The organism is Erythrobacter sp. AP23, assembly GCF_001542855.1.
In the GTDB taxonomy this organism is placed as follows: domain Bacteria; phylum Pseudomonadota; class Alphaproteobacteria; order Sphingomonadales; family Sphingomonadaceae; genus Qipengyuania.
Map to the genome: position 1 here is coordinate 871,305 of NZ_LNBY01000001.1, position 11,659 is coordinate 882,963.

12 protein-coding genes are annotated in these 11,659 nt (G+C 64.5%); 7 read left to right on the plus strand and 5 right to left on the minus strand.

The window, feature by feature from the left end:
* Positions 1 to 110 precede the first annotated feature (110 nt).
* The 3 genes from ASS64_RS04200 to ASS64_RS04210 are packed head-to-tail and all read left to right on the plus strand — an operon-like array spanning position 111 to position 4,274.
* On the plus strand, positions 111 to 2,297 hold the full coding sequence (locus ASS64_RS04200) for an RNA degradosome polyphosphate kinase (RefSeq protein WP_234002313.1): 2,187 nt from the start codon (positions 111 to 113) through the stop codon (positions 2,295 to 2,297).
* Entirely contained in the window at positions 2,294 to 3,826 is a 1,533-nt protein-coding gene (locus ASS64_RS04205) for a Ppx/GppA family phosphatase (protein WP_067690160.1), read from the plus strand. Before ASS64_RS04200 ends, ASS64_RS04205 begins: the two co-directional genes overlap by 4 nt.
* 7 nt (positions 3,827 to 3,833) lie before the next feature.
* Positions 3,834 to 4,274 carry a hypothetical protein gene (locus tag ASS64_RS04210; RefSeq protein ID WP_067690163.1) on the plus strand — a complete coding sequence of 147 codons (441 nt, stop codon included), beginning with the start codon at positions 3,834 to 3,836 and terminating at the stop codon, positions 4,272 to 4,274.
* 3 nt (positions 4,275 to 4,277) lie between these two features.
* Here the strand turns inward: ASS64_RS04210 and apaG are convergent, their stop codons facing one another.
* On the minus strand, positions 4,278 to 4,676 hold the full coding sequence (gene apaG, locus ASS64_RS04215; protein WP_067690444.1) for a Co2+/Mg2+ efflux protein ApaG: 399 nt from the start codon (positions 4,674 to 4,676) through the stop codon (positions 4,278 to 4,280).
* Between the two features lie 350 nt (positions 4,677 to 5,026).
* On the minus strand, positions 5,027 to 5,638 hold the full coding sequence (locus ASS64_RS04220; RefSeq protein WP_067690166.1) for a 2-hydroxychromene-2-carboxylate isomerase: 612 nt from the start codon (positions 5,636 to 5,638) through the stop codon (positions 5,027 to 5,029).
* Between the two features lie 54 nt (positions 5,639 to 5,692).
* Between ASS64_RS04220 and ASS64_RS04225 the strand changes: the two genes are divergently transcribed.
* Both ASS64_RS04225 and ASS64_RS04230 read left to right on the plus strand, forming a co-directional pair.
* On the plus strand, positions 5,693 to 6,007 hold the full coding sequence (locus tag ASS64_RS04225) for an excalibur calcium-binding domain-containing protein (RefSeq protein ID WP_067690168.1): 315 nt from the start codon (positions 5,693 to 5,695) through the stop codon (positions 6,005 to 6,007).
* 93 nt (positions 6,008 to 6,100) lie between these two features.
* Complete coding sequence (locus ASS64_RS04230) at positions 6,101 to 6,514, plus strand: DUF6628 family protein (RefSeq protein ID WP_067690170.1); 414 nt, start codon at positions 6,101 to 6,103, stop codon at positions 6,512 to 6,514.
* An 84-nt stretch (positions 6,515 to 6,598) separates the two neighbouring features.
* Here the strand turns inward: ASS64_RS04230 and ASS64_RS04235 are convergent, their stop codons facing one another.
* The 3 genes from ASS64_RS04235 to ASS64_RS04245 form a co-directional block, all read right to left on the minus strand.
* Positions 6,599 to 7,945: a hypothetical protein gene (locus tag ASS64_RS04235; RefSeq protein WP_198147629.1), complete on the minus strand. Its 1,347-nt coding sequence runs from the start codon at positions 7,943 to 7,945 to the stop codon at positions 6,599 to 6,601.
* 145 nt (positions 7,946 to 8,090) lie between these two features.
* A complete protein-coding gene (locus ASS64_RS04240) occupies positions 8,091 to 9,296 on the minus strand; it encodes a PLP-dependent aspartate aminotransferase family protein (RefSeq protein WP_067690174.1) in 1,206 nt (401 codons plus the stop codon).
* 40 nt (positions 9,297 to 9,336) lie between these two features.
* Positions 9,337 to 9,876: a TetR/AcrR family transcriptional regulator gene (locus tag ASS64_RS04245; RefSeq protein WP_234002314.1), complete on the minus strand. Its 540-nt coding sequence runs from the start codon at positions 9,874 to 9,876 to the stop codon at positions 9,337 to 9,339.
* A gap of 67 nt (positions 9,877 to 9,943) precedes the next feature.
* Here ASS64_RS04245 and ASS64_RS04250 point away from each other — a divergent pair, with 67 nt between their 5' ends.
* Together ASS64_RS04250 and ASS64_RS04255 are read left to right on the plus strand one after the other, a co-directional pair.
* Positions 9,944 to 10,336: a hypothetical protein gene (locus ASS64_RS04250; RefSeq protein WP_067690176.1), complete on the plus strand. Its 393-nt coding sequence runs from the start codon at positions 9,944 to 9,946 to the stop codon at positions 10,334 to 10,336.
* A gap of 40 nt (positions 10,337 to 10,376) precedes the next feature.
* Entirely contained in the window at positions 10,377 to 11,648 is a 1,272-nt protein-coding gene (locus tag ASS64_RS04255; RefSeq protein WP_067690178.1) for a phospholipid carrier-dependent glycosyltransferase, read from the plus strand.
* The last annotated feature ends 11 nt before the right edge of the window (positions 11,649 to 11,659 follow it).

An 11,659-nucleotide genomic window follows, 5' to 3' on the forward strand; every position in this document is an offset into this window, starting at 1 on the left:
TGCAATGCGACATAAATGCGGCACGCGCAGGAAACAAGATGCGATGGCCAGACCTTTCCTTTAGCGAGCCGCTAGAGCATCTTGTAACCGAACCGTCATATCCGAGGACCATGCCCGAAAGCCGCACCAGCATGACTGCCGAAGCATCCCCGAGCATCCCGGCAAACGACGCCGGAATCGACGCGCCCGTCGCGCCGGCGGATCGCTACACCAATCGTGAACTCAGCTGGCTTTCGTTCAACCGCCGCGTGCTCGCCGAGAGCGAGAACGAGCGTTACCCGCTGCTGGAGCGCCTGCGTTTCCTCTCGATATCGGCGAGCAATCTCGACGAGTTCACGATGGTCCGCATCGCCGGGCTCGAAGGGCAGGTCCAGCGCGGTATCGAGACGCGGGGGATCGACGGCACCAGCCCGCGCCAGCAGCTCGCGGCGATCCGCGAGCAGTTGCTCAGGCTGGAAGATCGCCAGCAGGAAAGCCTCGAAACGCTTCGCGGGCTGCTCGCCGAGGAAGGCATCGTGCTCGCCGCGATCGACGATCTGACGAAGAGCCAGCAAAAGTGGCTCGGCGAATATTTCGAAAGCGATATCCTGCCGCTGATCACGCCGCAGGCGATCGATCCCAGCCACCCCTTCCCCTTCGTTGCCAATAAGGGGATCGGCGTGATTTTCCGCCTCAAACGCGGGCGGCGCAAGGCGGACCTGATCGAGATGGTCCTCATCCCCAGCGGCGCCCCGCGCTTCGTCCGCGTGCCCGGGCAGAAAGCCGTCTATGTCACGATCGAACAGCTCGTGACGCGCTTTGCGGACCAGCTGTTTCCCGGCTTCAAAATCCTGGGCGACGGGATCTTCCGCGTGCTGCGCGACAGCGATATCGAGGTCGAGGAGGAGGCCGAGGATCTGGTGCGCTTTTTCCGCACCGCGATCCAGCGGCGCCGGCGCGGGCACGTTGTGCTGCTCGAACTCGACGAGGAATGCGACGAGGGCGCCGAAGCGCTGCTGCGCGAACAGCTCGAGGTCGATGAGGAGATGATCGTCAAGAGCGATGGGATGCTCGGGCTCGCCGATCTCGGCACGATCTGCAGCGAACCGCGCCCCGACCTCAAGTTCGAACCCTTCAGCCCGCGCTATCCCGAGCGCATCCTCGAGCATGACGGCGACTGCTTCGCCGCCATCCGCGAGAAAGACATCGTCATCCACCACCCGTTCGAAAGTTTCGACGTGGTGGTCGATTTCCTGCGCCAGGCGGCGCGCGATCCGGCGGTCGTCTCGATCAAGCAGACGCTCTATCGCGCGGGCGACCAGTCGCCGGTGATCGCTGCGCTGATCGAGGCGGCGCAGGCGGGCAAGGCGGTGACCGCGGTGGTCGAATTGAAGGCGCGCTTCGACGAGGAGCGCAACATCCACTGGGCGAGCGAGCTGGAACGCGCGGGCGTGCAGGTGATCTACGGCTTCACCGAATGGAAGACCCACGCCAAGGTCAGCCTGGTGGTGCGCCGCGAGGAAGACGGCTATCGCACCTACTGCCATTTCGGCACGGGCAACTACCACCCGATCAACGCCAAGATCTACACCGACCTCAGCTTCTTCACCGCCGATCCGGCATTGGGGCGCGATGCGGCGAAGATGTTCAACTTCATCACCGGCTACATCGAGCCCGACGACCTGGAACGGATCGTGCTGTCGCCGAACGGCATGCAGGAAAAGCTGTTCGCGCTGATCGACCGCGAGATCGCCAATGCCGAGGCGGGCAAGCCGGCCGGCATCTGGGTGAAGCTCAATTCGATCACCAACAAGGCGATGATCGACAAGCTCTACGAAGCCAGCCAGGCAGGGGTCGAAATCCGCATGGTTGTCCGCGGCATCTGCAGCCTGCGCGCCGGCCTGCCCGGCCTTTCGGAAAATATCAGCGTCAAGTCGATCATCGGCCGCTTTCTCGAGCATTCGCGCGTCTGGGCCTTCGCCAATGGCAAAGCGCTGCCGAGCCGCCAGGCCAAGGTCTACGTCACCAGCGCCGATGCGATGAGCCGCAATCTGCTGCGCCGCGTGGAGGTGATGGTGCCGATCACCAACAAGACCGTCCACGATCAGGTGCTGGGACAAGTCATGCTTGCCAATATTCTCGATACCGAACAGAGCTGGGAGCTCGAGCCCGACGGGCAGTATCGGCGCATCCGACAGGGCGAAGGCGGCTTCAACTGCCACGAATATTTCATGGCCAACCCCTCGCTGTCCGGGCGCGGCGCGGCGCTGGAAGACCATGAAGTGCCGCGCCTGACGCTGCGGGGTGCCGGCAAGTGAACAAATCGCGTTCGGCCAAATGGCAGCGCCGCCTGATCCAGCCTCCCCGCGCGGTGATCGACATCGGCTCGAACACGGTGCGCATGGTGATCTACGAAGGCACCGCGCGCGCCCCCGAAGTGGTGTGGAACGAGAAGGTCGCCGCGCGGCTCGGTCGCGACCTGTCTGAAACCGGGCGTATTCCGGAGGAGGCTGCCGACGAGGCGCTGGCCGCGCTCGCCCGCTATGCGCTGATTATCGGCGATCTGGGAATCGAAGACGTCCAGACCGTCGCCACGGCGGCGGCGCGCGATGCCGAAAACGGCGCGGAATTTCTCTGCCGTGTCGCCGATCTCGGCCTGGAGCCGCGCCTGCTTTCGGGCGAGGAAGAAGCCTGCGCCTCGGCCATGGGCGCGCTGGGTGCGTTCCCGGGCGCGAAGGGCGTGGTCGCCGATCTGGGCGGAGGCAGCCTCGAACTGGTATCGGTCGCCGATAACGAGTGCCACGAGGCATCGAGCCTGGCGCTCGGGACGTTGCGCCTTCCCGCGCTGCGCGCCGACGGGCCAGATGCCTTCGAAGCCGCGGTACACGACCATCTAGCCTCGGTCGGTTGGGCCGCGGCGCATCCCGGGCCGATGTACATGATCGGCGGCACCTGGCGGGCCCTGGCCGCCTATGCGATGCGCTATTTCGACTATCCGCTGACCGATCCGCACGGCTTCACGCTGCTTCCGGACGACGCGCGGCGCCTGGCCAAGGAGCTGGTCGACGCAAAACCCGAAAAGCTGATGGAGATCAGCGGGATCAGCCCGATGCGCGCGCATTACCTGCCCGATGCCGCCGCCCTGCTGCGCCCGCTGCTCGACGAGATCGAGCCCGACGAGCTGGTGTTCTCCTCCTGGGGCATCCGCGAAGGCCTGCTCTACGAGCGGCTCGAGCCGGCGCAGATGAAGGCCGACCCGCTGCTGGCCGGGGTCACCGCCTATGCCGAGCCGCGCGATGCCTCGATCACCGAGGCGACGCTGCTCGTCGCGTGGACGGTGGAACTGGCGGATGGCGACGGCAGCGTGAACGAGCGGTTGCGGCTGGCTGCGGCGCAGCTGTCCGGCGCGCTCCAGCGGGTGGAGCCCAATCTGAGGGTCAGCCATGCGATCGAATGGGCGCTGGGCAAGCGCTGGATCGACCTCGACGCGCGTGGGCGCGCGATGATCTGCGCCGCCCTGTTCGGCAGCATGGGCCGCACCGAACTGCCGGAGAAGCTGCGCGAACTCGCCAGCGACGACGATCTGCGCGAGGGCATGACCTGGGGGCTGGGCTATCGCCTGGCCCGCCGCCTCGGCGGGGGCAGCCGGGTCTCGCTCACCACCAGCGCATTGCGCCGCAAGAAGAAGAGCCTCGTTCTGCGGCTCGACGAAAGCCGCGCCGCGCTGGCCAATTATCCGGCAACCCAGGATTTCGAGATCCTCGCAACCTGGCTCGACCTCAAGCCGAAGATCAAGATCGGAAGCTTCGACTTTTCCGGTATCGAGGATGAAGAGGAAGAGGAGTAGCGCCCCCGTGCAAATGCGGGTTTCGAGCGTGTTCGAGGCGGACCCGCAGCGGGTCTGGGACCTTGTTCGCCGGTCGGATACACTGGACTTCGTCGCCTCGCCGATCCTTGCCTTCCATCCCCATGACGGCGCTTTTCCCGAGACGTGGGCGGGAGGTCGCTACCGGGCTTCGCTCCGGCTGTTCGGCATTATCCCGCTGGGCAGCCAGACCATCGGGATCGAGTTTCCCGAGGGCGCCGAAGGGATGGTCCTGCGCGACAACGGATCGGGCCACCTGGCGAAGACCTGGGATCACTGGATCTTTATCCGGCCCGCGCCCGGCGGCAGGACGCACTACACCGACCGGATCGATGTCGCCGCCGGAATCCTCACGCCCTTCGTGCTCGCCTTCGCGCGCTTTTTCTACGCTCACCGACAGCGACGCTGGCGTCGGTTGCTGCGCGGTTGACGATCAATCAGCGGTGGCAGGCGCCGCGAGCGGGAAGAAGGGGATGCGCACTTCCAGCGGCGAGCCATCTTCGGCGTGGAAGGTATAGAAGCCTTCCATCGACCCATGCGGCGTGTCGAGCGGGCAGCCGGAAACATAATCATGGCTCTGCCCGGGCATCAGAACCGGCTGTTCGCCGACCACGCCGTCACCATCGACATGGCTGACCGTGCCCGCGCCATCGGTGATGCGCCAGTGGCGCGTCATCAGCTGGACGCGCTCGTGAGAGCCGTTCTCGATACGGATGTGATAGACCCAGAACCACTTGCCCGCATCCGGGCGCGATTGCTCGGGCAGGAAATTGACCGCCACCCGGACGGTGATCCCGTCGGTAATGGCGGCATGCTGGAAGAGTTCCTTTATCACAGGTCCAGTTTAAAGCCGCAGCCTCGCTGCGCAAGCGCTACGCGGCAAATTTCCCCTGCCTGACGGTTTAATCGGGCTTTCAAACAATGGTTAAGATGGGTTTACGGCGAATTATGACAAAATTCTAACTGCCATCCATGCATTGTCGCAAGGCTATCCCCGACGGATTCGGCCTGCCGACACGACTGGTCGGTCGCATCGAGTTGCCGGGGCGGCACATTTGGCAAGCGGGGACCTTGGGACATGCTATTCGCCTTCATCCGACGCCTGAAACGCGATCGCGGCGGCGATTGCATCGCCACCCTGGCGCTCGCCCTGCCCTATCCCGCGCTGCTGCTCCTCGCCGCCTAGGGCTTGCCGCCCGAGAGATATTCCTCGAGCTGGCCCAGGCGTTCCTTGCCGAACCACATCTCGTCATCGACGTAGAAGGTCGGGATACCGAAGGCGCCGCGCTGCACGGCGTGTTCGGTGTTCTCGGCAAGCTTCGTCTTGACGTCGGGGTCCTGCGTGGCTGCCAGAAGGCGTTCGGCGTCGAGGCCGGCTTCGGCCAATTCCCGCCCGACCGCTTCGGCATTGCTGCAATCGATATTGCGTTCCCACACCGCGGGCAGCAGCGCATCGACGATCGCGTGCCGCTCCGCCTCGTCGTGCGCGGCGACCAGGACGCGCTGGAGCAGGATCGAGTTGAACGGCAGCGCGGGATGCATCCTGAACCTGTCCATCGCATGCCGGTCGAGGAAGCGCTGGAACTCGAGCGCGGCATAGGCGACCTTGCCCTTGACTTCGGCATCGCGGATCATCGGCGGGGCATTGCCGGTGAGCTTGTGCATTCCGCCGAGGAAGACCGGCGTCACGGTGAGCTGCGCCCCGGTCCGCGCGACGATGTCCTTGAGCGGATACCACGCAAGATAGCCGTTCGGCGCGCCGAAATCGAAGATGTATTCGATGGTCTTGGTCATCAATGGGCCTCCCTTTTCTGGGAGCGATACCGATTTCGTGCTAAGGATACGAGGATGAAACGCCTCGTGCTGCTCTTGCCGCTGGCGCTACTCGCCAGCCCGCCTTCGCCGGCATTCGCCCATCCGGGCGGATTGAATGCCGAGGGCTGTCACAACAATCGCAAGACGGGCGACTATCATTGTCACCGCAATCGCCGCGCGACGCAGCAGGCCCCCGCGTCGCGGATCGAAGGCGGGGTCTATTTTGCGAATTGCGATGCCGCGCGGGCCGCCGGCGCAGCGCCGATCCATCGCGGCCAGCCCGGCTACCGCCGCGCGCTCGACCGCGACAACGACGGAGTGGCTTGCGAGCCCTATCGCGGACGCTAGCCCCTAGAAGATAGGAGATATCGGAGAGGGCGTTCTTCGATTCTTACTTGCGAATGATTTGCAGTAGCATATCATGGCGGGAAAGGAGATCGCATGGCCCATTCGCATGATTCGACCACTCTCGACCTTCCGCTACCCGCGCGGCGGCACCAGACATTGGGACTTGTGCTCATCCGCAGGCTGGCGGGACACGGGCTGAGCGATGCGCGCGCGACGATGTTGGCGTTCGACGCGGCCGGGAGCGAGTTCCGCAAATTGTTGCTGCTGGCCCGCGCACTCGTGGTCGATCTCGCCCGCACATCGCGTCGCCGGATCTTGCTCGCACCGTGTTGCGCGGCGGGAATGACACGCGATGAAGGCCTGCTGATGGCGCTGATCGGCGGCGCCGGTCTCGATGTCCATGGTGTGCTGACCGACGATGCACGCTGCCCCGTGGCGATGTCCGCCGCGCATGCACTGGGCGAGGAACTCGAGCGGATCGCGATCCGCAACGGCTGGCGGCGTTAGGCGACCCTGCAACCCCACAGTCTTGCGGTCTCGGCGTCCAGGGAGGCCAATGAACCGTCCGCCCTTGTATCGACCATGGGATGCTCAGCTACCGAGCGAGGCCGGCTTGAAGCGATGCATCACCGGTCGGATATCGACTCGCTGATTGCCGCCACGCGTATCGATCGTTTCACTCATTTGCTCGAACATGTACTGGATATTGGCCAGCGAGAGCGTACCGGTCGCGAGGTCGGAGTAGAAGTAGCTGAAGGCCTCTAGCCGCAACTCTCGATCGGCGATGACCTTGCGCGCCGCAGTCAGGCGTTTTTCCAGGTCGAGTTCAAGCGCAAAACCCATGGCTTCGAGTCGGCGATGGAAATGCGCCGGATTATAGGCTGCGACCAGCATGACCTCGCCCAGAACGATCCGTCGCACGTGCTCCGTATCGAGCGGCCAGTATTGGAGCGGCAGGCGATGTGCACCAAATCCTCGAACGCAATCGTTGAGCGTATACATATGCAGGGCATTGTCCGCCCTGTCGGGAAGCATGACTGCCATCAGTTCATCCGCCAAACCGGCGAAAATGCGATTTATCGTTCCCTCCGACATCGACCTTGCAGGGTCGAAACGGTGGACGCCAGTCATAGGGACAGCAGCGAACAGATGACCCTCGTCGGTACTGGCCAAACCAGCCCTCCCCGGTGTCATTTCCCGCATTGCCTGATCGATGGTGGCGAAATGGTTGAACGCGCGGAGCCCGACCGATTTCAGCAGGTCGATATCGTCCACCTGCTGCGGATCACGCAAGGTGACCTTCATCTCTTCGATCTGCCGCCGTAGCCGAGTCATGAACAGTGGATCGATCGTTTGTTCGGAAGCATTCTCAGCAGGTTCGGTTGGCCGTTCCTCATTGGCTGATGACGATGGCCCTGCCTCTGGAAGCTCTAATGGTTGCTCCGCGACTATGTTGAGCGACACGCCGATCCGTCCGTCGGCAGGCGGCGACGTCTTTGCCTCGACCAACCCGACACAGCGGCGGGCTCTAAGATCGATCAGCGAAAAATCGCCTACTCGAAGGCTATCGGTGATGCCGTGATACAGCATCATCTTTTCACCGAACATGCGCAGGTTTTCTACGACTGCGCGTTCTCCGGCACGACCGATTCCAGGCGGGAGCAACTTCTGGCGTTGCTTGCGCGTATGCTCGGCCAGTTTCTCACGGTCGTTCTCGTAGAACCACCAAGCAAACGCATCGCCCAGCGCCCGCCCGATATCAATCATATCGACGACATGCTGCCGATAGACCTTGAGCTTGCGCATGCGAGCAATGAACCACCTGGGTGAGACCTGCATGCGCCTCGCCACCCGTTGCTTTTCCTCCTGCTTCAGCGACCTGTAGAGCTCTTCAAGCGTCGCGAGTGCATCGAATAGGTTTACCTGAAACTTGGGCAACGCCGAAAGGTTCTCGAGTTCCCCGTCGCCTCTCAATGTGGCTATGATCGGCCACAAATCGGCGTAGACCTTCTCCGCCTCGAATAGAGCATCGCGAATACTCTTTCGCGAAACCATGCTCGTCACCTCACCATTGCTCGCTGCGCTAGAGCCCCGCCGCGGACAGCGCCCGGTCGAGGTCTTCCTTCACATCCTCGACATCTTCCAGCCCCACATTGATGCGCAGCAGGCCCTCGGTCACGCCCATCGCGTCGCGGTCTTCCTGCGTCATCCCGGCATGCGTGGTGCTGGCCGGGTGGCACATCAGGCTGCGCGCATCGCCGATATTGTTCGAGATATCGACCAATTCCAGCGCATCGAGAATGGCGAAGGCGGTTGCCCGGTCGCCGACATCGAAGGCGAAGATCGGGCCGGTTGCGACCATCTGGCTGGTGGCCAGCGCGTGGCGCGGGTGGCTCGGCAGGCCGGGGTGCAGCATTTTCGGGACGCGCGGCTCGATGAAGCCGCCCAGCGCGACCGCATTTTCGCTCTGGCGGCGCGCGCGCAGGTCGAGCGTCTCCAGTCCCTTGAGCACCACCCAGGCGTTGAAGGGCGCGCAATTGGGCCCGGTGTTGCGCTGGAACGGCAGCAAAACTTCCTCGATCCATTCCCGGCTGCCGCAAACCGCGCCCGCGAGCACCCGGCCCTGCCCGTCCATCAGCTTGGTGGCGCTGTAGGCGACCACGTCCGCGCCGAAATCGAGCGGCTTCTGCAATGCGCTGGTGGCAAAGGCATTGTCGACCACGGTGGTGATGCCATGCGCCTTCGCAAGCCCGCAGACATGCGCGAGATCGACCACGTCGAGCGTCGGGTTGGCGGGCGTTTCGAAGAAGAACGCCTTGGTGTTGGGCCGGATCGCGGCTTCCCAGGCTTCGTCGTCGGCGCTGTCGATGACGGTGGTTTCGATCCCGAAGCGCGGCAGCAAATGGTCGAGCAGCCAGCGGCACGAGCCGAAAGCGGCGCGTGCGCCGACCACATGGTCGCCCACCGACAGCTGGCACAGCAGCGCGGTGGTCATCGCCGCCATTCCGCTGGCCTGCGCGCGGCAAGCCTCGGCGCCTTCCATCAGCGCGATGCGTTCCTCGAGCATGGCGACCGTCGGATTCTGCAGGCGCGAATAGGTCATGCCGGGGGCATCGCCGGCAAAGCGATCGGCCACCGTCTGCGCATCGTCATAGGTATAGCCGCTGGTGAGGAACAGCGCCTCGCTGGTCTCGCCATGCTCGGATCGCCAGGTGCCGCCGCGCACCGCCTGCGTCGCGGGGCGCCATTTCGAGGTAATCGAGCGGTCGGTGCCGGTGGTCTTCTTCATGTGGGGCGGGATAGCACGGCGTACCCGCTCGGCAAGCGGGTCAGCCTTCCAAGGCAGCAAGTCCCGCTTCGCCGACATCGCCAAGGCCCAGCGCATCCAACATCAGTGCGCCCTCCACCGCAAGCGCGACAAGCTTGGCCCCTGCGGCGGGATCGGGATCGTCGGGTGGCAGGTAAGCGGCAAACCAGTCGAGCTGGCTGTCCATCATCGCTGCAGCGCTTGCGCGAAAGGCGGCATCGCCCCGGGCTGCGCCCGCGACGATTTCCCACCACAGCCTCAGGAATGGCGCGAACATGGGCGCTCGCCCGATCGCCAGCAGGCGCTGCGCACAGTCGCGCCGCGACGTGGCAGGCTCGGTGGGATAGGCCATTTCGAGCGCGCCCGAATACATGCCCGCGACATGTTCGAGCAACGCCGTCACGAGGCCGTCCTTCGATCCGAAGTGATAGATCAGCATCCGATCGCTAGTGCCGGCAGCCTTGGCGAGCGGGCGCAGGCTGGCCCCTGCCAATCCATGCTCCAGCACATGGGTTGCCAGCTTGGGAAGCAGCGTTTCGCGGGACAGGCGAGGATCGGCCATTGACTAAATGTAGCACATGCTACATTGAAGGTCTGTAGCACTCGCTACATCGCATCGGGAGCCCGTCATGACCATGCTTGAAATCCTTTTCGTCCTCGGCGCTGTCGGAGCGCTGCCTGCCGTGCTTCTTCTGGCATTGCGCGGCCGAGTGCAAGAAAGCTGGTCGATGGCAGCCGTGCTTGCCGCCGGTTTCATCATCTTCAGTGCCTTTCCCATCGTACAGGACGGTGTGCTCGGCTTCCTGCCCAACCACACGCAGGACCTGTGGGGCACGCAGGTATGGTACGATCTCGTGATCGTGGTCGTCGTCGCGCTCGTATTCATCGTGCCGCGCGCCCGGGCGGTGGGCATGAATGTCCCTCTCTGGGTACTGGCGGTGGGCATGACGGCATCGATTTCCCTCCTGCCGATGGTTGCGCGGCTGTTCTGGCTGGAAAAGCGTGCGCGCGCGGAAGCTTAGCGCTTGAAGCGGGCGCGGCGGCTTTCTAAACCGCCGCGCCATGAGCCGCGCGCCCGAGCAACCGAGGGATCCCATTCGCTGGTGCGCCGCGCTGGCGCTGGTCTTCTGGCTTGCCTGCCTTCCCCACCTGACCGTCGTCGAGAAACCCTATTTCGACGAGGTCCATTACCTCCCCGCCGCGCGCGAGCTGCTGGTGCTGGGCGAGTTCACCAATCGCGAGCATCCGCTGCTGGGCAAGCAGCTGATCGCTGTCGGCATCGCGCTCTTCGGGGACAATCCGTGGGGCTGGCGCCTGCTGCCGACGCTGTTCGGCACGCTGGCGCTGTTCGCGGGGATGCGCGCACTGTGGTTCGGTACGCTCAGTCGCTTTGCCACGCTCGCTTATGGCGTGTTGCTGGCCACCGGCTTTCACCTGTTCGTCCACGCGCGCATCGCGATGCTCGACATCTTCTATCTCGCCTTCCTCAGCCTTGCCGCATGGCAGTTCGCCGCCGCGATCCGCCAGCCCGAGCAGGGCCGCTGGCGGCTGGCGCTGACCGGCATCGCGCTCGGCCTGGCGATGGGCGCGAAGTGGAATGCGCTGGTGGTCGCCATGGTGCCAGGCCTCGTGTTCTTCTTCGCGCGGGCAGCCGCCGGGCGCCGCCGCCTGTTCCTCAGCCGCCGGGGCGCGCCGGTGCCGGGCACCACGCTGGTCGAGGCCGCGCTATGGCTCGGCGCGGTGCCGCTGGCGGTCTATGCCGCAACCTACCTGCCGGCCTACTTCTTCCGCTTCCATCCGATCACCGAAGGGCTGGTCTACCACCACCAGTTCATGCTCTCGCAGCAGGAACAGGTGCTCAAGCCCCACCCCTACCAGTCGAGCTGGGAGCAATGGGTGCTGAACGCCCGCTCGATCTGGTACCTCTACGAGCCGGTCGAGGGCGTGCAGCGCGGCATCATGCTGATCGGCAATCCGCTGACCATGCTGCTGGGCCTGCCCGCGCTGGCCTGGTGCGCCTGGCACGGCATGTTCCGCCGCCACTGGGCCGCGCTGGGCGTGAGTGTGCTCTATGCGGTGAGCCTCGGCTTCTGGATCGTCGCGAGCAAGCCGGTGCAGTTCTATTATCACTATGCCCTGCCCGCCATGGCATTGCTGGCCGCGCTGGCGCTCGCCTGCGATGCGCTGTGGCAGAATGGCTGGCGCAAGACCGCGCTGGCGCCGGTGGTGGGCAGCGTCCTGGTGTTCGGCTGGTTCTACCCGATCATCAGCGGCGCGCCGCTGGTCGGGCCGGATAGTTTTGCCGTGTGGACCTGGCTGGACAGTTGGAGGTGAATGGCCTCCCC

What these genes read in the sequence shown, in the direction of transcription:
- ASS64_RS04200 (WP_234002313.1), top strand. Translation starts at nt 111, where the DNA reads ATGCCCGAAAGCCGCACCAGCATGACTGCCGAAGCATCCCCGAGCATC.
- ASS64_RS04220 (WP_067690166.1), bottom strand. Translation starts at nt 5,638, where the DNA reads ATGACCAAGACCATCGAATACATCTTCGATTTCGGCGCGCCGAACGGC.
- ASS64_RS04225 (WP_067690168.1), top strand. Translation starts at nt 5,693, where the DNA reads ATGAAACGCCTCGTGCTGCTCTTGCCGCTGGCGCTACTCGCCAGCCCG.
- ASS64_RS04230 (WP_067690170.1), top strand. Translation starts at nt 6,101, where the DNA reads ATGGCCCATTCGCATGATTCGACCACTCTCGACCTTCCGCTACCCGCG.
- ASS64_RS04240 (WP_067690174.1), bottom strand. Translation starts at nt 9,296, where the DNA reads ATGAAGAAGACCACCGGCACCGACCGCTCGATTACCTCGAAATGGCGC.
- ASS64_RS04245 (WP_234002314.1), bottom strand. Translation starts at nt 9,876, where the DNA reads ATGGCCGATCCTCGCCTGTCCCGCGAAACGCTGCTTCCCAAGCTGGCA.
- ASS64_RS04250 (WP_067690176.1), top strand. Translation starts at nt 9,944, where the DNA reads ATGACCATGCTTGAAATCCTTTTCGTCCTCGGCGCTGTCGGAGCGCTG.
- ASS64_RS04255 (WP_067690178.1), top strand. Translation starts at nt 10,377, where the DNA reads ATGAGCCGCGCGCCCGAGCAACCGAGGGATCCCATTCGCTGGTGCGCC.